General features: G+C 37.5%; 13 protein-coding genes. 7 read left to right on the top strand and 6 right to left on the bottom strand.

The window, feature by feature from the left end:
- Position 1 precedes the first annotated feature (1 nt).
- The 3 genes from ABC382_RS12550 to ABC382_RS12540 form a co-directional block, all read right to left on the bottom strand.
- Entirely contained in the window at positions 2–1,558 is a 1,557-nt protein-coding gene (locus ABC382_RS12550) for a putative polysaccharide biosynthesis protein (protein ID WP_412926889.1), read from the bottom strand.
- Positions 1,555–2,277, bottom strand: coding sequence for a WecB/TagA/CpsF family glycosyltransferase (locus tag ABC382_RS12545; RefSeq protein ID WP_412926888.1), 723 nt, complete (start codon positions 2,275–2,277; stop codon positions 1,555–1,557). The genes ABC382_RS12550 and ABC382_RS12545 overlap by 4 nt, the downstream gene beginning before the upstream one ends.
- A gap of 369 nt (positions 2,278–2,646) precedes the next feature.
- Complete coding sequence (locus tag ABC382_RS12540; RefSeq protein ID WP_412926887.1) at positions 2,647–4,497, bottom strand: S-layer homology domain-containing protein; 1,851 nt, start codon at positions 4,495–4,497, stop codon at positions 2,647–2,649.
- A 630-nt stretch (positions 4,498–5,127) separates the two neighbouring features.
- Here ABC382_RS12540 and ABC382_RS12535 point away from each other — a divergent pair.
- The 3 genes from ABC382_RS12535 (at position 5,128) to ABC382_RS12525 (ending at position 9,321) form a co-directional block, all read left to right on the top strand.
- The gene (locus tag ABC382_RS12535; RefSeq protein ID WP_412926886.1) at positions 5,128–8,802 is read left to right on the top strand and encodes an S-layer homology domain-containing protein; all 3,675 of its coding nucleotides are present in this window, start codon (positions 5,128–5,130) and stop codon (positions 8,800–8,802) included.
- 115 nt (positions 8,803–8,917) lie between these two features.
- Positions 8,918–9,169 carry a hypothetical protein gene (locus tag ABC382_RS12530; protein WP_412926885.1) on the top strand — a complete coding sequence of 84 codons (252 nt, stop codon included), beginning with the start codon at positions 8,918–8,920 and terminating at the stop codon, positions 9,167–9,169.
- Positions 9,166–9,321, top strand: a complete 156-nt coding sequence (locus ABC382_RS12525) for a hypothetical protein (protein ID WP_412926884.1) — start codon at positions 9,166–9,168, stop codon at positions 9,319–9,321. Before ABC382_RS12530 ends, ABC382_RS12525 begins: the two co-directional genes overlap by 4 nt.
- A 7-nt stretch (positions 9,322–9,328) precedes the next feature.
- On the opposite strand, the gene ABC382_RS12520 is transcribed toward ABC382_RS12525, so the two are convergent.
- Positions 9,329–9,739 (bottom strand): hypothetical protein, encoded by a 411-nt coding sequence (locus tag ABC382_RS12520; RefSeq protein ID WP_412926883.1) that lies wholly within the window; start codon positions 9,737–9,739, stop codon positions 9,329–9,331.
- 755 nt (positions 9,740–10,494) lie between these two features.
- Between ABC382_RS12520 and ABC382_RS12515 the strand changes: the two genes are divergently transcribed.
- Together ABC382_RS12515 and ABC382_RS12510 are read left to right on the top strand one after the other, a co-directional pair.
- Positions 10,495–12,384, top strand: coding sequence for a copper amine oxidase N-terminal domain-containing protein (locus ABC382_RS12515; RefSeq protein ID WP_412926882.1), 1,890 nt, complete (start codon positions 10,495–10,497; stop codon positions 12,382–12,384).
- Between the two features lie 68 nt (positions 12,385–12,452).
- Positions 12,453–14,945: an S-layer homology domain-containing protein gene (locus ABC382_RS12510; protein WP_412926881.1), complete on the top strand. Its 2,493-nt coding sequence runs from the start codon at positions 12,453–12,455 to the stop codon at positions 14,943–14,945.
- 509 nt (positions 14,946–15,454) lie between these two features.
- Here ABC382_RS12510 and ABC382_RS12505 read toward each other — a convergent pair.
- Positions 15,455–16,714, bottom strand: coding sequence for an efflux RND transporter periplasmic adaptor subunit (locus tag ABC382_RS12505; protein WP_412926880.1), 1,260 nt, complete (start codon positions 16,712–16,714; stop codon positions 15,455–15,457).
- Positions 16,714–17,391 carry a hypothetical protein gene (locus ABC382_RS12500; RefSeq protein WP_412926879.1) on the bottom strand — a complete coding sequence of 226 codons (678 nt, stop codon included), beginning with the start codon at positions 17,389–17,391 and terminating at the stop codon, positions 16,714–16,716. Before ABC382_RS12500 ends, ABC382_RS12505 begins: the two co-directional genes overlap by 1 nt.
- Before the next feature lie 489 nt (positions 17,392–17,880).
- On the opposite strand from ABC382_RS12500, the gene ABC382_RS12495 reads away from it, so the two are divergent.
- Positions 17,881–21,873 carry a cell wall-binding protein gene (locus tag ABC382_RS12495; protein WP_412926878.1) on the top strand — a complete coding sequence of 1,331 codons (3,993 nt, stop codon included), beginning with the start codon at positions 17,881–17,883 and terminating at the stop codon, positions 21,871–21,873.
- 187 nt (positions 21,874–22,060) lie between these two features.
- Complete coding sequence (locus ABC382_RS12490) at positions 22,061–23,128, top strand: CAP and S-layer homology domain-containing protein (RefSeq protein ID WP_412926877.1); 1,068 nt, start codon at positions 22,061–22,063, stop codon at positions 23,126–23,128.
- The last annotated feature ends 88 nt before the right edge of the window (positions 23,129–23,216 follow it).

The following is a 23,216-nucleotide window of genomic DNA, read 5'->3' as shown; positions in this document are numbered from 1 at the left end:
TTTATGAAAATCTTTTTCCGATAACAGGGATTTTCTTTAAATCTTGTTTATGAATAGCTTTCATTAGCCATAGTAGCAGGAAGTAAAGAACTCCTCCAATGATAATGGCAACTGTTAAATAGCCCATTGCCGCCATTCTTGACCACTGTGTAAAATCAAGCCAAAGTGTTGGTAATCCAACTGCTGCCCCCATAACGATCGAAGCCACAATCATTTTCACCGTATTTTTTCCAAGGACAGTAAAGCGAATCATACGATAAATAAAGACAGAATTCACAATAAATAACACAAAATACACAAGCAAAGTCGCATAGGCAGCGCCATCTAAACCGAATGCTTGAATAAAGAAGATGTTAGAAAACACCTTCAGCACAACGCCACTCAAAATAATGAGGGCGCCTGCCTTGGCAGCATTCATTCCCTGTAAAATACCCGTTCCTAGCAATGTCAGGGAAGTAAAGACAGAGCTTAGGTTAATGATTGCTAACATTAAGCTTCCCTCTAAGTCTTTGAAAAGTGCTAGATTTAAAGGCAAGGTTAAGGCTAGCAGTCCTATAGCGGCTGGCCATGAAATAAGATGTGTCATACGATGTGTTTGTTCAATAATGCCACGAGTTTCATCCAATTTACGCTCTGCAAGCTTTGTTGTAATAAGTGGCACCAATGGCAAGATAATGGAAGAAGCAAAAACAGTCGTAATTTGAACTAATGTCAGTCCTCGTCCATATATCCCGTACAGGTAGCTAATTTCACTTGCATCTGCTCCAGCATTTCTCAACCCATATGTGACTGTAAACGAATCAACAAAGTTAAAGAGTGCCATTGTCACAGAACCAATCGCAATCGGAATCGAGATTTTTAAAATCGTTTTACTATATGTGGAGAAATCCTTACCTGAATATTTCTCCTTGCTTGTCACTTTTACCGAAGAACGGAAATATTTAAAGAGTAAATAGAAAAGTGAACCGAGTGCACCAAGAACAGAGCCGGCCATAATGCCACCTGCGACGATGTCATTTGAATAATCCATCGCAACTAGGAAATACGCAACAATTAAAATTAACGCAACCCGTACTAACTGCTCAATCACCTGAGAGATGGCAGTAGGTCGCATATCTCCGAAGCCTTGGAAAAATCCTCGATAGACAGCCATATAGGGAGCAACAAGTAATGTCAGGGCAACAATGATTAACGCAATCTCTGTTGAAGGGCCACCGAGTGCATTCGCTATTTGCTCTGAAAAGCTATAAATGATTGTAAAACTAATGACGCCAAAGGATAGTGCAAGGATTCTTGCCGTCACGTAAATTTTCTTAATTTTGGCAGTATCTTCACTCGTTCTAGCTTCCGCAATCAGCTTAGAAATAGCGATTGGGATACCAGCAACGGATAGATACAGTGCCACCATATAGACAGGATAGACAAGACTGAAAATACCAAGTACTTCATCACCCGCAATATTTTGAAGCGGTATACGGAAAATACTGCCGATTACTTTCGAAAGTAATGTTGCAATCGTTAAGATGAGTGTACTTTTAACAAATGTTGACTGACTCATTTTGTTTTGCCCTGACCTTTAAGCTTTAATGCGAAAACCTTTAAAGCAAAGCGAGGAAGTACAAGCATTCTACCAAAGCGGCTTGGCTGGCGCAGCAGTCGATAGAGCCATTCAAGGTTAAGCTTTTGCCAAATAACGGGCGCACGCTTAACAGTACCTGCAATAACATCAAAGGAACCGCCTACGCCAATAAATACGCCCTTTGAAAACTTCTCAAGATTTTCAGTAATCCATTTTTCCTGTCTTGGTACACCTAACGCTACAAACACGAGATCAGGTTGTAATGTAGCAATCTCATTGGCAAGATCATTGTTATTCCAATCAAAGTAGCCATCATGATAGCCAACAACATCCACATTCGGATAGTCTTTATTAATATTGGCAACGGTCTTTTCAATTGTTTCTTTTTGTGCACCTAATAAATAAATTTTAAAACGCTTCTGCTGACCAACTTCCAGCAGTCGTACCATCGTATCATAGCCTGTTACACGTTCAGGAAGTGAATCTCCCAGTATTTGTGCAGCTTTCACGACACCGATGCCATCCGCACAAATATAAGTTGCCTGCTGTAAATAACTCATCACAGTAGAGTTCTCATTTGCCTGCATGACAACTTCTGGATTGGCTGTCACAACGAAAGTTTTTTCTTGCTGTTCAATACGATTAACGAGTAAATCTACAAACCCTTGCTGACCAATATGTAAAAAGGGTACGCCCATAATCGTTACATGCCTCATATAGTGTTCAAACCTTTCTGTAATTCCTTTTTCACTGCAATCTATCATACCATAAAAGCAATATTGACAGGAAATTTTCGTGAAGGGTTTAACGGTGATGGAGGGGGTATATCAAGGACAAATGAATGGAAAGTGAAAAGAATGTCAATAGTCATAGAGGGAAAGAACCTAGTGCTTAAAATAAAATTTCGTTATCAAGATATGCCTAATTTCCCACTAAATTTTAGGAGAAAAATTTGATATCCATTCCCTAAAATTTCGAGTTTCTTCTATTATATAGTGGTAAAAACGTTGAACGAAAAAATGGCTAAAAAAAGAGTGCGAAACCATATCGCACTCTTCACAATCGAATTATTTTTTTACAATATAATCGCCATGCACCCAGCCTGTTTTTCCGTTATAGATCACCTGATACCAGGCATCCTTTTTAATAAATTCACCCTTATCATCGACAGCACCGATAATAAAGCCATTCGGTTTAACTGTCCCTAAAATTGTACTTGTAGTAGATGGCTCACTTCTTACATTGAGGGTAATATTCATGTTGACAATTTGTAGACCATTTTCAAGGCTTACATAATCATCAAAGACCCAGCCCTCTTGGCCGTTAACATTTACTTTCAACCAACCACCATTTTCGCCAAGTACCTTGAAGGATGTATCCTTTGGCAAATTCGTAATAATTGAAGCATTATCCGTCGTAGTCGGGTACGTTCTCATATTGAGATTGATCGTTGCCTTTCCAGTAGCCCCAGCTAAGCCTGGATCTAGTGCATATTGCTTCGATGGGCTCGGTAAGGATGGAGCAGAAGACTGACTTTGATAAGCTGGCACATCAAACACTAAATTGGTAGTCGTATGAGCTCCAATTAATTCGTAGATATCATAAATTTTCTTCGCCTGAATCACTGCCCACATTATATGTGTTGCATACTGATGCACTGTTGGATTATCTGGATTCCATCGCATTTTATAGAGCGTATCCTGACCCTTACTAATATACTGATCCTTTACAAATTGTGCACCACCAATAATGGCATCTTCAACAGTAAACCAGCCATTTGTATAGGCATTCTCAGCACCATATTTCTTCGCATCAGCATCAATAGCGCCAATACCGTAAGCATTATATGTTTTCTTGATTTCAGTCAATTTATCACGATTTTCAGCTGTCACCATCATCGGTTTACCATTTGTATCTAAACCAACCTCAACGCCTTTGATTAGCGTAGAGCCACCATTAGCTGTTTCATGAAGGGCGTGGGATACCAAATAAATGGCATTGATGTTATTATCAACACCCGCCTGAATAAAGGCTTCAGCTGTCCCCGCTAAGCTTCCTTTATTCGCAAGTACCTTATCATTTAATTCCTTTGCATTCAGGTTGTTTACCACAGTAGATAATTTTAAAAATTGATAATATGATGGGCTATCCTGCATAAAACTTTTTGGGTGTACATAGTATGACACTAGTGCCTCGCTAGCCGTGAAAATGCCAGCACCATCGACCTTTGGATTATTCTTTGCCTGCTTACTGACAACCGTTGAATAATCGTGTGAGTAGTTCGTCGTAGTGTACTGCTTACCACCCGTTTCAGGTGCTTCTAGATGGATTAAACGATAGAGCACGGTAGCTGCCTCTGCACGAGTTGTTTGGGCAAGAGGTGCGAATTGATTATTAGGCTTCCCGACAAGTAGCCCTGTTGTTACGACGGCTTGTACATCTGCATAGGCCCATTTGGCAATACGAGCATTGTCACTAAACGTAATAGGGGAGGAAGATGTGGTGATGTTTTGATAAGTGAGAGCTCTTTTTAACATAGCCGCCATTTCCTGACGATTAATATGAGCGTTCGGGTTAAATTTGCCCTGCTCCTCACCTTTAATCAGACCATGATAGCTTGCTTGCTCGATGACTCCGTAATACCAGTCACCTTTCTTTACATCTGAGAAGGTTCCTTGACTAGAAGCCGCTGGTAAGTTAAGTGTTCGAACTAGAAAAGCGGCAAATTCAGCTCGAGTCACAGCATCATTCGGACGATAATTGCCGAATTCATCACCCTTCATTAAATCGTTGGTAATTAGGTAGTTCATTTCATTGTAGGCCCAGTGCTTAGAAATATCTTCTGCTGAAGCGGAAGTAGGTGCAAGATATAACATACCTGCAAGCACTGCCCCATATAGAGGAAATTTACGTTTCATTTTTTAAGCTCCCTTCAATAGCTGATAATGTTCTATCAAACTATTAAAAGTGTAGCATAAAAAAAGGAAATCTATCATTACAACATAAGGACAGATAGCTTGAGCGTATAAATAATAGAAGAAACTCATGAAGGAGAAGAATGGAAGGCACAATTCGCTAAAAAACGCCTTTTATATTTCTGTTTCTTTACAATTATAACTAAATTATTACGGGAGTCTTTAATTTTTGACAATTTAGTAACCATTCCAGAAAATGCTTGGTTATTATTGAGAGTAAGGTATAATAGGTAACGGAACTATATGTTACCAATACAATTGAGGGGATAATTAGTTGGAATGATATTGGTATCTATTAAATACCATAATAGGTATGGTAAAAAAATCTTCTATAACTAAATTTATGTCCCAATGCTTGAATTTCGGAAAAGATAGTGTTATATTATTGTAGAAAGTGAATAAACTTACTAGAATGGTATTCTACTACGCTTTTTCTAGTAAATTTACTAACCAATTTGCTTTAGTTTTGTATTATTCAAGAAAGCTATAATACATACATTTAGGTAACTAGGCGGTACTATAGTTTTCGTTGGATTAATATCAATTTAAGGAATTTTAGGGAGGAATACATTAATGGCAAAGCAAAACAAAGGCCGTAAGTTCTTCGCGGCATCAGCAACAGCTGCATTAGTTGCATCAGCAATCGTACCTGTAGCATCAGCTGCGCAAGTAAACGACTATAACAAAATCTCTGGATACGCTAAAGAAGCAGTTCAATCTTTAGTTGACCAAGGCGTAATCCAAGGTGATACTAACGGGAACTTCAACCCACTTAACACTGTAACTCGTGCACAAGCTGCAGAGATCTTCACGAAAGCTCTAGAATTAGAAGCTGACGGCGAAGTAAACTTCAAAGACGTTAAAGCTGGCGCTTGGTACTACAACTCAATCGCTGCTGTTGTAGCTAACGGTATCTTCGAAGGTGTAAGTGCAACTGAATTCGCACCAAACAAATCTTTAACTCGTTCTGAAGCTGCTAAAGTTCTTGTAGATGCTTTCGGTTTAGAAGGTAGCGAAAGCCTAGGCCAATTCGCTGACGCTTCTCAAGTTAAACCTTGGGCTAAATCTGCTCTAGAAACAGCTGTAGCTAACGGAATCTTCACTGGTTCTGAAGAAAACGGTAAATTAAACTTAAAACCAAACGCAGCAATCACTCGTCAAGACTTCGCAGTAGTATTCGCTCGTACTCTTGATCTAGTTGACGCTGAAACTCCAGTTGACGCTTCAGTAAAAGCTATCAACAACACAACTGTTGAAGTAACATTCGACGAAGAAGTGAACGTTGATGATGTAAAAGCAGCTAACTTCAAAATCGAAGGATTAGAAGTGAAAAGCGCAGCTGTTAAACAAACTAACAAAAAAGTTGTTGTTTTAACTACTGCTGCTCAAACTGCTGATAAAGAATACGTTCTTTCTTATAAAGACGAAGAAATTGGCAAATTCAAAGGTATTTCAGCTGTAATTCCAACTGCAATCAAAGTTACAACTCCATCTGTACAAGGTACACTTGGTAAAGAAGCAACTGTTTCTGCTCAAGTAACAGTTCCAGAAGGTCAATCTAAAGCTGGTATTCCTGTAACTTTCAACATCGTTACTGACACTAACAACCAATTAAATCAAAAAATCGAAGTAGTAGCATATACAAATGAAGAAGGTATTGCTTCTTATTCTTATACTCGTTACTACGCACACAATGACTCTGTAACTGCTTATGCTACTGACAAAGCTTCAGTATTTGCAAAAGGTACAGTTTACTGGGCTGATTCATTAACACTTACTGAAGTAACACAAGGTAACACTTTAGCTAACGGTTCTAAAAAAGTGTATAAAGTTGTTGCTCCTCAATTCAAAGATAAAAAAGATGCATATGTAAACATTACATTTGCTGAAAATGTTGATGTAACTCCTGACAAACTTGTTCGTGATGTAACTGTTACTGACGTAGGTGCAGATTCAGGTAAATATCCATACCAAGTAACTACAGGTGGAACTCAAGAAGTTCGCGTTAAATTAGACAAAAACGGTGAAGCTACTTTCACTCTAACTGGTTCTAATGCTACTGTAACTCCAATTGTATTTGTCGATGGATACTATGACACTTATAATGTGTTTAAAGCAGGTAATGGTAAATTAGATGCACAAGAATTACAAGCTAAAGCTGCAAGCGTGAAATTCGATCTTAGCCATACTTTAGGTTTAAAAGTTGAAGCACAAGGTCAACAAAATGCAGCTGCTATTACTACTAAAGGTAATGGTGGACGTAACTACCAAGTTACTTTAACTGATAAAGATGGAAAAGTTGCTCCAGATGACACAGCTCTTAAAGTTGTATTCCCTAAAGGATCAATTAGTAAAGATCAACCTGTATACATCACAGTTAAAGGTACTGACGGTAAAGATCTAGCTGCTCAAAAAGTAGTTGAAGATCAAGTTTACACTACTTATGTAAATGGAACTAAAGGTCAAGTTACATTTAAATTAACAGGTAACAAAGATGCATACGCTACTCCAACAGTATTTGTTGATAACGGTTCAGAACCAAATAAATTAGACAAATCTGATTTACAAACAGTTTCTGAAACAACATACTTTGTTGACGCTGTTGTAAATAAATCTAAATTATCTGTTCTTGATGCTGAAGGAGAAGAAGTAAAATCAGTTGCAACTTCTGCACCTGCATTCTTCGAATACAAATCAGTTGACCAAAACGGATTCGATTACTATGCTGAAACTGGAAGCTACGAAGTTTCTTACCAAGTATCTCCACAATTTGGTGATGTAACTGTTTCTGGTAATGGTTTAGCTGCAACTAAAGTTCAAAAAGGTACAACAGCTACAGTAAAAGTAACTGCAGTTAATGGTAAAGCATCATTACGTGTAGTTTCTGCTGATACTGCTATTGCATCAAACGTAACTGTATCTGCTTCTTCTTCACAAATTTCTTTAGAAGATCAACCAGCTACAGTAGAATTCTCTAAATACGCTAATGAATTAGTAACTGATGTTGCTACTAATGTAAATACTACAACTGATGAATTAACAATCAAAGGTAAACTTTACAGTTATAAAGATGCATTCTACAAATATCAAGGTAGTACAATTTCTAAAGATAAATTCGAAGAATATATTGTAGGAAACTCTGCAACTATTTCTGTAACTAAAGATACTGAAGGTAAATTAACATTCAATATTCTTTCTGTAAGTACTGGTGCACAAGGTGCGGTTGATGCATTAAATAATGCTACAACTGTAGGTCAAGTACTTAATGCTCTAAAAGGTTATAAAGATTTCTCAAGCTTGTCATTTGCAGCTCAATCTAAAATTGCAGCTGAAATTGATAATGTACGTACAGCTCCAACAGTATTTACTGCAGCTATTTTAGAAACAGCTTATCAAACTGCGTATAATAATGCTGTTGAATCTTTAATTGATGTAGTTGCAACTAAAGCAACTTATGCTGAAATTATTGCTGCAGTTAAAGATGTACCGGGTGCTTCGGATTCAGTTAAAGCACTTGAAGCTATTACTGATACAGCGGTTCAAGCTGCGATAGTAACTGATAAAGCTGCATTTGCTGTACCAACAACTTCACAAGACTTCAACATTGCTGTTACAAACATTATTAATTCGGCAAAAGCTTCTGTTAATACTGGGGCTATTAATACTGCATTAACTGCTGTAGTTAATATTCTTGATGGTTTAAATGCTGGAACTGCAACTCATGCTGATGTAATCACAGCATTAAATAATAATAAAGCTGTTTTAGGTTTAGATTTATCTGGTTTTGATGTATTAACTACTGCACAAAAAGAAGCAGTTATTAATGCTTTAGAAGATGTTAATACAGCTGCAGATTATACTTCTCCAGCAGTATTAAAAGCTGACATTATTAAATTTGTAACTTCTGCAAAAGATAATGTTAAACCAACAATTTCTTCAGTAGAACTTGATGGCGCTAACTTAACTTTAACATTCAGTGAAGCTGTAACAGCTACTGCTGGTACATTCTCATTAGAATTTAAAAATGGTACTGCTCCTGGTACTGTAACTGGTACAATTGCTGCTCAACAAAATACTGATAAAGTAACGTTAGTAGTTACTGGAGGAGACTCAGCTGTATTTGGTCAAACATTCTCTTCAGTAATTGAATCTATCACTTTAACTGGTACAACAATTACAGACGCTGCAATTCCAGCTGCTAATGCTGCAGTCGTAACTGGTTTAAATCTTTCAGTTAAAAACAAATAATTTTGTTTTGAATATTAAACTTAATATTTGATATTAACATTTATAAAAAGGTTCTATTAAGATAATTATCTTAATAGAACCTTTTTTATTATTAAATTTTTTTGATTTAAAAATTTTGTATGGGAATTCAAATAATCTCCTGGATGCTCCAGTATTACCTGTTGCTGCTGGTGCTACAAACGAATTAGTATTAAGCTTTGCTGACGTTAATGGTACAGAAACTGCTGTAAGTACTTTAACGTACACACCTTCAGTACTATCAACTGAACACCTAACAATTGGTGAAAAAACTATTAGTAATACTTTAAAATCATCTGTAGTCTTGCCAGTGTTGCAAATGGTATTATATTCAATGCTCCTGCATTGACTCAAGATGGTGTAGACTTTAAACAACGTGTAGCTAAAGCTCAAATTGTTTTAGCAACTGGTGTTACAGTAGCAGGTGACTTAGAAGTAACTCTAACTGCAACAGATTTATTAGCTGGTACTCCTCTAGTATTAACTGATCCTGTAGCATAAAATGATACTAAAGATGCTGTAGCAAATAAAGTTCGTTTAGTGCTGGTAATATAAATGTTAGTGAAAACTTCGATGTAACTGGTACTGACGCAGAAGTAATTGTTACCCCAAATGCAGCTACAAATACTTCAAAAGCTGCTAATACAATTTCTTTAACAGTTGCTGCAGCAACTACTACTGGTACTGTTGGTGTTACAGCCACAGCTGGAACAATTAAACCTTTAATTGTTCTAGTTAAACAATTTTTACCATCTGATTTAGTTGGTATCGATCGTTTAGTATCAGTTGCATTAACAACTGCTGATACTACTGCATCAGTGGTAGCAGAAAAAGTAAAAAATGAATTAGCTAAAGATTCAGTTCTTAGAGCTAAATTCGATATCACTGCAGTGGAATGTGTTGCTACTTTAACAAACAAAACTACTGGTGATGTAACTACTCAATCACAATTAACTAATCGTTACTTTATATACTACTAGTTAAAAAAGTAGTTACCTAAAAAGCTGCGATATAAATAGCTTTGAAATAGATAAACATATTTCCAATTTTTGTATGAATTCATAGGATGATTTTCTCTTTGTAAATGGGGCTATTCAGTCTCCCTAAAATATGTTTAAGGCAAAACTACCTTTATGAAAAAACTCTTGATAAATTTCAGAATTATGCTGTACAAAGTAGACTGTTTTAGCTTTACTTTAGTATCATTTTTTCTTATCTATTACTTTATATTCATCAACTACAATACTATTTCTTTTCCCTTCATTAAATTTCTAAACAAACACTTATAGCATTCCTTTCCTATAGAAACATTGTATTTCTAGCATAATACATTTCACTATATTAAAACAGTTTAACTAACTTATTACTTCCGTGACGCGACCCAATCGTTCAATTTCTATAAAGAAAATTGTTAATTATGTAACTTTTTGAGGCTATCATAAGTCTACCTTTAAGAGAGGTTTGATGACTAATAGTGTGAATGTAGCCACGGGAAGTTTTATAGAAATTGTCCATGGTATTTTGGAATATCTTTCACTTTATATAAAGCTTTTGAAGGAGGGAGGTTAGCACTCTAGTACCGTATTCTACTCTTTTCGATAAAAATCCCACATTTTAGGGGTTTTTCATGTTAAGATGATAAAGACTATTGAATGTGAAAAAAAGGAGATTAGTATGTTTAAGAAACTAAGAACTACCTGTATTGTATCGGCAGTTGCTTTGGCTACGATTTTGCCTGGACAAGCGTCTGCAGCTACTAGTAATAATGGAATTCAAATAAAAAACAATGTTTCTATTACCATTAATGGAGAAACGATTCATGTGTATGATCCTATCTTAAATAAGTCGGATTTCTTATTATTGCCAATGCGTGCATTATATGAGGCTGTTGGTGCAAGCGTGGATTGGGATAAGGAAACGTTGACGGCATCGGCTATTCGTAATGGTAAAACAGTCGATTTAACGATTGATTCGATGAAGGCTTTAGTAGATGGACAAGAGGTTGCGATGGATGTTGCGCCATTTATGTATAAGGACCGCACTTACATGCCATTACGTTTCGTCAGTGAAAACTTTGATGGTATTGTCAATTGGGATGAGGCTACCCAATCAGTAGATATTACATTATCCGATGAAACAACAGCACCACCGCAGGAAGACCCATATATCTTACATATCAATAACAAGCGTATTGTGATGAAAGATCCGATTGTTACGAAGGATGGAAGAACATACTTACCTGCTAGCTATATTTATGATTATTTAGATGATTCATCGGGCACATGGCAACCGGATGGTTCCTTTGAATTGTTAGTTGGTGGGATGAGCTTTATTTTCAATGATAATAGCAATCAAGCTTTGATTAACAATGAAGCCGTGACAATGATCGAAAAGCCATTTGTACAAAAAGGCAAAATGTATGTTCCTGCTAAGTTTCTTGTCGATGCATTAGGCGGAAATTTACGCTATATCACGGATAAAAAAGAAATGTATATTTACGTTTATCGATATATGTTCACAAGTCCTTTCCTTGAAAAATCATATGGCTCTACGTCATCACCAGATGTTGTTCCTTCTGCTCGTTTAGAAGGGGATCGTGATTTATTTATTAGTGATAATCCAGAAACGCTAACACGTAAGCTCGTGCCACTGAATAATGCAACGCTTGCACAATATGATGTGAAACCAACAGCCGCAACGAATAAGCATCGTGTCTTTGGCTGGCATTACAACACGTTAGGTACGGATGTCAATCTCGGTATTACGGTTCAAAACAAGTCTACGACAGAGAGCATTAAAGTGACTGACTCGAGAGGCATTAGCCAAAAAACAGGTAATAGCTGGGTAGGTCATGACCTAGGCTTGACGATTGCGGATGCTGTGTTAAATAACAAGCTTCAAAAATCGGAGAGCAGTGGTATTGTTATTGCGCCAGGGGAAACGAAGGTCATCGAAACATATGATTTACACTATGATTATATCATTGGCTTCTTACATGATTTAGATATTCAAGCAGTCAATGGTGGCAAACCAGAGTATACGATTCGTACAGTGCTTACAAAGGATAATAGTGATTTAACGACTATCCAATCTGAGCAGGTAGCTATTGATGAGTATGCTAAACATCCAAGAGGTGCGTGGCCAAGCGCTACGATTCTAGCAGAATTACCAGCCTATACAGTAGATTCTCCTGAGGTAGGCTATAACATTTCTAACGGTCGTACTGACAATTTACAAACGGCTGAAAATTCACTATCCCAAATTAATGGGTCGGTAGGAAATCCAGGTCATTTCGGTATGAACTACAAGGTTTCCATCCCTGTAGTCAATCCAACAGGCTTTACAAAAACGATTAAGCTGAAACTAGCTGGTCGAGGCGGCTTATACAGTGGTGCTATTAAAGTAAATGGCACGGTGTATTTAGTGCCTTCATTAAGAGTAGGGACAGAGTATGTTGAATTACCAGATATCAAGATAAAGGGTTCAAAAGATACGATTGAATTAGAACTGATGCATGCTGGTGGGGTTAATCTTCCAGTTGCTATCTATGTAGAAACAAAATAAAAAAGTCACTGGCACGGGTCATGTGACATGAGATCGTGCCATACTTTGAAAATATTCGGAGTGAAAAAATGGCAAGAAAATTAGTAACAACAGTTGTCGTCCTTTTCATGCTTATGCTGGCAGTTAGTCCTATCAATGGACAAGCTGCTGGTTTAGGCAATAAAGTCAGTGAAGTGAAAAAAGAAGTTTCACCACAAGTAACACATATACAGCAAAGCTATACTTCAAGTTCTTTACGTCAGTTTGTAAATGTTTTAGATGTCAATTTAAATAATACATATACGAAACTAGAAATTGGTATGCCTAATCCTATTAATTCATTAAAAACAACATCAGCGATGGCGAAGCAAAATACATATGATGGTCATCGTGTTGTTGGTGCAGTCAATGCTTCTTACTTTTTAGGCAATGGTATGCCTGCGAACTTGTTAGCGGAAAATAATGAAATTGTGAACTATGGTATTTTAGGAGATACGTATGATAGTCCAACACAAAAGCCAGTTGCCTTTGGTTTATCTAAATCAGGGAAAGCTATTGCAGACTATTATTCTACAAATCTTTCTTTCCAAGTGAATGGCAAAAGCTATCCTATTGATCTCATTAATAGTGAACGAGGAACAAATAAAAACGTTTTATATACACCTGAAAAAAGATCAACAGGTTCGAATACATGGGGTGTAGAACTTGTGGTATCAGGTGCTAGCCAAGATACAAGCGTCTTGCATTTTGGCGATCAATTCTCAGGCACAGTGTCTCATGTAACAACTTATGGAGTGGAAGGTAATTCATCTATACCAGCAGATGGCTTTGTTATTTCAGTTCAAAATAAAGAATTAGCTACTGAATTAAGCAAGATCACAGCAGGTACTAGTGTGGATGTTAGTTTATCGATTGATCCCAAATGGATGGATGCACAATTCATTTTAGCTGCTGGTCCAATGCTTGTGCGTAACGGCAAGGTTGATATTTCAATGCCAACGAATTCTGGCTTTGCTTCAACACGAAGCCCACGTACAGCAGTAGCAGTGGATGCAACAGGTACAAAGGTATCTCTTGTGACGATTGATGGTCGCATTAGCGGTCATAGTAATGGTGTTAATTTATCAGATTTAGCATCTCATTTAATTTCAATGGGTGCATCTTCAGCTATCAACTTAGATGGAGGCGGCTCTACTGCGATGGTGGTGCGTAATCCAGGAGGTTATTTCGCCAATCTAGTGAATAGACCATCAGAGGGTAGTGAGCGTCGTGTATCAGCCATTTTACAGGTTGTGAATACCGCGCCACCAGGCAAAGCAAAATCGATTACGTTAAGTAATGTTGGTCAAGTAATGAAAGGTTCTTCTGTAGAGATGCAGGTTGCAAATTCTTATGATCAATACTTGAATCCAATGACGATTAACCCAGCGAATATGAACTGGACAGTTGAAGGAAATATCGGCAAGATGGACGGTTCTACCTTTACCGCTACACAAAAAGGTGAAGGGAAAATTATTGGAGAGTATGAAGGGATTCGTACGTCCACACCTGTGAAAGTAGTAGACTTAGCAGAAAAACCTATTGTCCTAGATAGCTTCGATAATACGTCAGCGTGGACAACAGAAGTGGCGAAAGCCAATGCTTCCTTAGCAAGCTCTAAAGAGTATGCGAGACAAGGAGCGGCTAGCTTACAGTTAAACTATGATTTCACAACAGCCGGCACAGGCACAAAAGCTGCCTATATGGTTGCTAAAGCACCAATTGCTATTTCAGGGCAGCCTAAAAACATTGGGGTCTGGGTATTTGGTGATGCAGGTAAGCATTGGCTAAGAGGTGTTGTGATTGATGGCGCTGGAACTAAGCATACGATTGATTTCACAAGCCAGGGCGGTTTAGACTGGAGTGGCTGGAAATACGTGACGGCGGATATTCCAAGTGATCTAGCACAGCCATTAAAATTTGAGCGTTTGTATGTCGCGCAACCAACAGCTTCTCTTCAAAAGAAAGGTAAGCTATACTTCGATCAATTACAGGCTGTCTATAAAGACAATCATGAGGAATTAGTTTATACAGATGTAACAAAAGGGCATTGGGCATTTTCAGAAATCCAAAGCCTATACGATAAATCCCTTATTAAAGGGTACTCAAACGGAACATTTAAGCCAGAAGCATCTATTACACGTGCAGAGGCAGCTACAATCATTGCTAGAGCTTTAAATCTCTCAACGACGAAGGATTCAAGCTTTAAAGATGTAAGTAAAAGCCATTATGCCTACAGTGCCATTGCAGCAGTCGAGCAGGCTGGCATTATTAAAGGGCAAGAAGCAGGGAAGTTCAATCCAAACGGACAGCTTTCCCGTGCAGAAATGGCAGCGATTTTAACAAGAGCGTACAAATTAACGGGAACAAGCAAGGTAAACTTCACAGATATTAAACCAACACACTGGGCGTACAGCAATATCCAAGCGCTTGTGGCGAATGATTTAACTGGAGGTTTCCCAGATAATACGTTTAGACCAGATGCACAAATTACGCGTGCTCAATTCGCAAGCTTCTTAAATAGATGCTTATCATTAAAATAAACATGAAAAAATCCTCTGTAGTGGCTACAGAGGATTTTTTTCGTGTTGTTTAAAAAAGGAATGTTTGCGTTAAAACGAGAGTTGATTTCCGTTCCAGGGCTACTTGCTTCCTTGTGGGCGAGCTTCGAGCCTTCGTGTAGGGTCTTGCCAGTCTTGCTATCACACTGAGTCAAGTAGCATTCCACTCCAACGTACAATTTAGCAAAGGTTTTTAAATAATGTGAAGTTGTACACTACTCATTTTATTTTGATTGCTATGGCTAGTAGGAAAGATAAGTAAATGCCACTTTTTTGCAGAATGGTTGATTGGAGTGGAGCCAGCGTCACTCCTAGGGGATTAGCGTCACAGATGAGACCCTGGAGCGAACGCAGTGAGTGAAGCGGCTCATCGGACGCCCCTGGAAAGGACGCTGGCGGAACGGAAATCAACCCCTCGCTTGCTTTTCTCAAAAGGTCTTTTAAATAATAAAAAATCCGCCTAGCCCCAAAAAGGGCGAAGCGGATTTAGATTAGAAAACGATGTATTTCACATATTGTTTCCACGTTAAATCTTTAAAGTGGTTCCATTGTATTTTTTCAACGGGTAATGTTCTGAAGGTATAGGCTTCAATATTACGCTTCTCATTAGTGAGCATTGGCGTTCCTTCATCTACATAGTCCATAAAAATAGCTGACTTAGCAGTATTAAATTGTACATTAATATCGATCAGCTGAATTTTGCCATCCTGATTGATAATATACAGCTTTTTATTGCCCTTTTTAGTCGTTGCTAACCACGATTTATCGACCTTATAGGAATCGAACGCTTCATTGACAATAATAGAAGCTTTACCCGTTGTTGAAAATGGGATGTCCTCTAAAGGAGCGTCTTGTTGTAGTTTGACTTCATAATTTGTTGGTTGTGGCAATGCTGCTGTTTTGGCTAATTCATTTGCCCAAAATGTTTGATCATCTGTCGCAATCATTTGTTTTTCTAATACGACGCCAGATAATGCATCATCTTTAACATGCTTTACCTTAAAATCAACAGTTTGTCCTTCTTCAACCTTTTGCCATTCACTTTCGGATAAATAAGCATACATGGCTTTTTCATTTGAATAGATTTCAAACGTCAGTGCACCAGCATCTTCTTTAATCGCTGACACAACACCATCGATTGGACTGACAATACCTTGACGGGACTGTATTTGTGTAATCTGTGCCTCAATTAGCGCAATTTGACGATTGGTTTCAGCAATATGTCGATTTAACAGGGCAACGGCTGTTGATGGTGAATTTTGCTGAGCAAGCTCTAATTTTAGCGTAACAGAAAGCTTATCATTCATTTGATCTGTATTAATCGAGCTTTTTGGATCAGAGCCATCGCCGTATTCATCCTCAATTTGATCAAGTGCATCCTGTAAATCGCTTAATTCAGTTTCATAGGCTGTACGTTCCGATTCGAGCTTTGTGAGCTCCTCGTCCACTTCTTCCGTTTGATAGGTAGCAAGTAAATCATTCATCATGACTTTCTGGCCGCGCTTTACATTTACTGCTGATAAGCTTGTTGCATCAGCGGTAATAGTATATATTTCAGCAGGTGCTACAATCGTTTCCTTGTTAACACGTTCTTTATTTGTTCCGATGTGAGCCTTTTGAAACTCGTCGATAAAATAGGATCGTGTCACGCTGCTATCATCTTTGAAGACGAAATAAGCATTGATACCGATTACTAGCATCGCTAACATAATGGTCAAACTTGTCCATGGTCTTGCTTTAATCCATGCCATCATCCTAACCCCCTAGCAATCCATTCTTTAATTGGTAGAACACTAATCATGCCAACAAATAGGGCCATAAATAGCTGTAAACCAATCAATTTGACTACTAACATTTTTCTACTAGCTTCTTCCTCCCATTTGGACAGGAATAAATACTGCACAATAATGATTAAAACGGTTGTTACCGTCAATTGATTGATAGTGAATAACACGAAATCTGTTTCAATCAGTTGTAAGGCAGCGGGAGCTAAAGAAAAGAACGAAAACATCGTTGTATAGCCTACAGCGTAGAAAACAGCAAAGAGAATTGCTTTTTCAATAAGTAGAAAGACTACAACGTAGAGCTGGACTCTTTTTATCCAAGTATAAGGAATTTCTGTTAATAAATGTAATAGATAAGTAACCCCATAATAATGGAAGCAAAAATAGAGGGTCGCCCACAAAATGGCACCGAGCATTGACAGTATACGTGCTACAAAGTATTCATTTTGTAAATCCGAAGCGAATAAGGTCGTTAAATTTTCTGTCCCCATTCCCCAATATTCGCGAGCAGCGAATAGGGCGATGAATAGGATAAACACCGTTAATGCGCGTTTTTTATATCCAGTTACTTCGCCTTCCTCTACGACGTTTGTAAAGTATGTAGGATTTTTTAAGCTATGCCAGAACTTATAGTGGTAAAACATAAACAGCGTCCTTTCTTCCAAATTAGGCTATCAAAGTTGTAGTATACACCTTGTAAAGACATTATGACATATGAAAATAGCTGTTTTTTTTCATGAATTTCATTGAAAAAAGCATATTTCGTCAGTGTATGTCGCTTGATGCAAAACACCACATCCATTATGTCTCGGCATACTATGTCCAGATTTTTTCGAGCTTGTCGAAAAGTACCTTTCCAAAATCAGTGACATCTCCCGAAGACTTTTTCTTAATTCAGTAAATGGCCAAATCTTTTGCTGAATCTACATAATTCTATTGTATAGTATAATTGAAATAACTTCCTGTTTTTCTAGCTAGTAATTTAGAAAAACTTCTTTTAAAGCTCAAAATTTTGTAAATGTAGTAGAATGGCTTGAAAACATTTGATTTACACCGATACTAAAGTCATGATTTCTAAATGAAAATGAGCACAATCATTTTTACTATACATAAACGATGAAAGGGTGGTTCGATTGAATCGAAAATTGACAGCAGGTGTCTTAACGAGTCTATTACTAGCACCTACAGCTATAGCAAACGCACAAGAAAATGATGCCCAATCTCGCGTTACAACGCAATCAGAGCAGGTTGCCTATACGAATGAGGTAGCGGCTGCAACGACAAGAGAACAGCTTATTGCTCAATTTGGTAAGCTTTCGGAGAACTCTACGGCTGATGACATGGTCATTGCGAAAGGAGATCTTCAAGTTCTAAGTGCTGCAGGCTTTAATGGAGACGAAGTGGAATTTATTGAAGCGAAGTATCGCTATATCGAGGAGCAACGTAGCCTATTAAGTGAGCTACAAAAATTAGGGAAAGAAATGACGGGAATCTCGTTTACAAGTAAAACATTTATTGCAGAGGTTGCCGCTTTAGATACGAAATATACTAGCTTTTTAAATGATGGCTTGAATGGGCAAAAAGCGTATATAACTGTTCAAAAGGAATTTGAAGCAGCTGTCAATAAGGCGCTAGTGAATAATGCAAAAGATATTGCCAGTACAATTCGCGGCACCTCTTTACAGTACGGTTATACCGATGCTGAACGCAATGCCTACTTTAAAGGCAAGGGTATGGATGTTGATAAATTAAATAAGTTGAAAGTGGATTCAACTAAAGCAGAAGCAACGGCTACCGAATTAGTTCTGTTAGTTGAGTTATTGGAAAAATCCTCGGATTATTCAGCTATTTTGCCAAAAATAAATAGCTTTACGGCGAATTATAATGGGCTATCAGCAGAGCAAAAGAAAGTAGTTGAAGCGTACAATCCAAATGATGATAAGGTTACACCTTTTAAAAAGTATAAGGATACGTTATCAGGTTTGTCTGCTATAGAAAAAGTGACTTCTAGTATTGCCGAGCTAAAAGGGAAGCAGCCAGCAAATTTCACTTCAGCCTCAAGCTTTATTAATGCGGTTGCAGCTATTGATAAAGCATATAATAGTTTGGATGCAGCCTCCAAACAATTAGTAGAAATAGATTATAAGAGTATTGAACAATATCGTCAGGCGGCAACTATTTCGAAAAGCATTTCCGAATTACGTGTATCCAAAGAAGACTCATATCGTGCTGCAGTTACTGAGCTAAAAACAAAATATGATGACCTAACGATTGATAAAGGATTTGTTAAAAACGCGAACGAATTACAATCAGCATTAGCTAATATTACTGCAGCTAAAAGTATCGAAGATCTTATAAAACTAATTGATTTAAAAGCAGATAGTGAAAAAGTAGATGCTATTAAAGCGGCACGTTTAGCTTATGATAATCCACCTGCTCCAGCTGGAACAACGATCAGTGCAAGCGATGTCAAAAAAATCGTCAATAATCTAGCAGAGCTAACAGCGTGGGAGAAAAAGTTAAGTGCGTCATTAAAGGTAGATAAGTTAATTGATAGCTTAGATCCAGCCGCCAAAACATTTGAAAGTAAAACTTTATCTGCGTGGACTGCCTATAACAAGCTGACTGAAAATGATCGAAAACTAGTGCAAGGAGTGACAAAGCTAACGCTGTTTCAAAAATACGCAGAAGCATCGAAAACAATTAATACATTAAAACCTACAGCTGACTATGGCACACAGCTTAGCAAGTTGAAAGAGACAGTGGAGCAATTAGATACGAAAGAACAAGGGCATGAAACAGCTCTTACTAATTTGAAAACTCAGCTGCAAAACAAAGTAGAGGCTTTGATTAAAGAGGAAGAAGCGGTACAGGCTGTTATAACAGAAATTGGTCTGCTAGATAAAAATATAGCTATTGAAGAAATATTGGCTGCACGTTCAGACTATAATGCGTTATCAGCAACAGCTAAAAAGCGCGTGACAAATATTAAAGTATTAACAGATTTAGAGAAATCCTATAAATCTGTTGTTAATGTCATAACACAATTTGAAAAACTGGATCCTTCCTCTAAAAGCTATATTTCTAAAGCAAAATCAGCCTTTACTGCTTATGCGAAGCTAGATGAGTCCAATAAAACGTTTGTCCAAAATTATAAAGATTTAAAAGATGTGATACCTGTAATTGATGTAATGGTTCAAATCAGTACATTAAGTCCATCTAAAAAAACATATAAAGATGATGTGGCAAAAGCTGATGAAGCGTTTAATAAATTGGGTGAAGCTCTTAAAGCAAAGGTAGTAAATAGCGAGGACCTTACAAAAGCACAGGGCTATATTGCTATGGCCAAAGCATTTGACGACCGTGTCACAGCATTGGCAAATGAGGGTCCTGATACATTTGTAAAAAAGGTAGCCGAACTAGCTGCTGAATATAAAGCAATGGATAAAAATGCGCAGAAGCTTGTGGAGCAGGCCAAAACATTAAATGCGTATGAAAAAACCAATAAGGATGTAATCAAGGTTATTCAAATGATCGATGCCTTAAATCCAACAAATAAGGATTATACAAAAAAAGTGCTTGCTGCACGTAAAGCCTATAATGCGCTCGATCAAGTGTCTCAAAAACGTGTAACGAATTATGCTAATCTTACGGCGGTTGAGGATGTTGCTTCATTAATTGGATTGATTTCTTCATTAAAACCAACGAGTAAAACATTCTATCAGGATATGAAAACAGCTCGTGAAATTTACGATGCATTGCCTAAAGAAAAGCAGGAGGCAATTGTGAATTATGATGCATTAGTAGCTGCTGAAAATGAGCAGGGCTTAGCACAAAGCGTCATTGAGCTGATTAATTTAACTGAGGAACAGGATGCAGAGTATTTAACGAAGCTAATGAATGCACGTGTAGCCTATGATAAGCTGTCATCAAACCAAAAGAAATTAGTGACTAATATTAAAGATTTAACAACACGTGAGAAGGCGGTTAAACCGATCTTAAGTGTGATGGTGCAAATTAATGAATTAGATCCTGAATCGAAAAGCTTTGTTAGTAAAGTAAATTCCGCACGCAAGGCGTATGATAAATTATCAAAGGATCAAAAGAAATACATTGATAATATTGATGTCCTATTAAAATATGAGCCTGTATCCAATGTCATGGAATTGATTAGCAAGCTAAAAGCTTCAAGTAATACATTCCTTCAGGATACATCACGAGCGCGTTCACTTTATGATGCATTGCCTGCCGATATGAAACAATATGTAACAAACTATTACTTATTACAAGCGGCAGAAACGAGCATTTTAGGTGCTGGTAATGTGATGCAAATGATTGAAGACTTACCATCTGTTGATCCAAAGCAATATGTGAAACGCGTACAGGAAATTCGTGCTGCCTATAATGCTTTACCAAAGGATCAGCAACGAGCTGTACAAAATTACAGAGTGTTACAGGATCAAGAGAAGCTAATTAAGCCTGTCATTAGTGTGGTGGAGGATATTGACCGACTCCTAACAGCTAAGGATATGAATAGTCAATATCAAAAGATTTTAAAAGCCTACGACAAGCTCAATGCTGATCAACGACGCTATGTTTATAACGACCAGCTATTGCTTTCATTAGACAACGTTATCAAGGTTTATAATAATATTGCTAAATTGAATCCAAAGGACAAGTATTATTTCGGTATGGTTGAAGCGGTGCGTAAAGAGTATGACAGCTTGAATACTACGGATAAACAGCGCATCTCCAATTATGCTATCCTTTTAGAGGCAGAGAAAAGTATGGCTGATGTCAAGAAGGTTGTAGAGTTAATAGCGGGACTTACACCAAGTTCACCTACGTATATAGAAGATGTGGCAAATGCTGTAGCTGCTTATAAAGCGCTGGATTCTAAAATGAGAGGACAAGTCATTAATGAGGATGTCTTAAAGCAGGCAGAAAAAGATGTGGCTTCTGTTCTTAAAGTGGTTCAAGCTATTGGCAGTATTGATCCAGATAGCTCATCATTTGAGAAAAAAGTATTAGCTGCACAAAAGGATTACAGTGCATTGTCGATTGAGCAACAGGGGTTAGTGTATAACTACCGCATTCTTGAAGAATATCTTAAAATGATTGAATAGTTTTTAGTAAAAAGGAGTTTTCCCAATGCATATTACGGGAAAACTCCTATTATAATGAGAAAATAATGACTCCATTGATTAATTTCCAAAAAAGTGAAACTATATCATTTGAAATTCGTACTTTATATTATATGGTGAACTTTTTTACTGTCCCCATTTTATTTCCCATCGTGAGGAGGTAGCTCTGTTGAAAAAAATACTTTGTATAGTAGTACTTTCAATTGCTACAATCGTAGGAAGTTTAGCTAGTTTTAGTCAGGCAGAAGCGGCATCCGTAAAAGCTGTGGATGTGACAAATTCATACTGGGCAAATGCTTCGATTCAACATATGCTCACTAAACAATATATGACTACATACAGTGATAACAAATTCAAGCCTGAGCAAGCTATTACGAGGGCAGAGGCTGCTGCTGCCATTGCACGCTCTCTTCAGACAAACATAGACATTGCGAATTCAGCAAAGTTTAAGGACGTTCCTGCAACGCATCCGTATTACAAAGAAATTTGCCAGCTTGTACAGCTAGGTATCATTCAAAAAAGCGATGCCTTTCATCCAGAGGAGCCGTTACAGCGTATGCAGGTAGCGAAAATGTTGGCATTGGCCTACCAGTTTAAAGTAGACAGCAATAATAACAGCCAATTTGCAGATATTTCTCGCACACATTGGGCAAAAGATTATATCGAATCTTTAGCAGATATAGGTATTATTGGCGGGGTGGATGCAAAACATTTTGCACCTGACAGAATGGTAACGCGTGCACAGTTTGCTGTGTTTGTTGAGAGAAGCATTGCATTTCAACAAAAAGTAAAAAAGCTAGAAGTAGCCTATGACTATTTAGCAAAGGATTATATCCCAACTATCAACCTTTCTACAGAATGGTCGAAAAAGGTCATTGAATTAATTAATGTTGAAAGACAGAAAAACAAGCTGGAACCTGTTGTCTATGATCCAGAGCTGACACAAATTGCGATTATTAAAGCGCAAGACATGGTAAATCGCCATTATTTTGAACATATATCTCCATTTTATGGGGCACCTTGGGATTTAGCGACATTATTTGATTATGACTATACGAGCTTTGGAGAGAATATTGCGAGAAATATTCCAACTCCTGAAATTGCTGTTAAGGCGTGGATGGCTTCACCTAGCCATCGAGATAATATTTTAAAAGAACACTATACGAATACAGGTGTTGCAATAGCACAGGATAGCAAAGGAAATTACTATTGGGTGCAAATGTTCTCTAGTCAATAAGTTGTTATGTAACAATCAGTCTCTAATATTACAGGAATGTTACGAAAGCTCCAAATTATGATAAAAAAATCCCCTTTTTAACGCTGGA

The sequence above is a fragment of the Lysinibacillus phoenicis genome (assembly GCF_047238325.1).
Taxonomy (GTDB): Bacteria; Bacillota; Bacilli; order Bacillales_A; family Planococcaceae; genus Lysinibacillus; species Lysinibacillus irui.
Note: the sequence above shows the minus strand (reverse complement) of the source record. Positions and strands in the feature narration are given on the sequence as shown.

What these genes read in the sequence shown, in the direction of transcription:
- ABC382_RS12550 (WP_412926889.1), bottom strand. Translation starts at nt 1,558, where the DNA reads ATGAGTCAGTCAACATTTGTTAAAAGTACACTCATCTTAACGATTGCA.
- ABC382_RS12545 (WP_412926888.1), bottom strand. Translation starts at nt 2,277, where the DNA reads ATGGGCGTACCCTTTTTACATATTGGTCAGCAAGGGTTTGTAGATTTA.
- ABC382_RS12540 (WP_412926887.1), bottom strand. Translation starts at nt 4,497, where the DNA reads ATGAAACGTAAATTTCCTCTATATGGGGCAGTGCTTGCAGGTATGTTA.
- ABC382_RS12535 (WP_412926886.1), top strand. Translation starts at nt 5,128, where the DNA reads ATGGCAAAGCAAAACAAAGGCCGTAAGTTCTTCGCGGCATCAGCAACA.
- ABC382_RS12515 (WP_412926882.1), top strand. Translation starts at nt 10,495, where the DNA reads ATGTTTAAGAAACTAAGAACTACCTGTATTGTATCGGCAGTTGCTTTG.
- ABC382_RS12510 (WP_412926881.1), top strand. Translation starts at nt 12,453, where the DNA reads ATGGCAAGAAAATTAGTAACAACAGTTGTCGTCCTTTTCATGCTTATG.
- ABC382_RS12505 (WP_412926880.1), bottom strand. Translation starts at nt 16,714, where the DNA reads ATGGCATGGATTAAAGCAAGACCATGGACAAGTTTGACCATTATGTTA.
- ABC382_RS12500 (WP_412926879.1), bottom strand. Translation starts at nt 17,391, where the DNA reads ATGTTTTACCACTATAAGTTCTGGCATAGCTTAAAAAATCCTACATAC.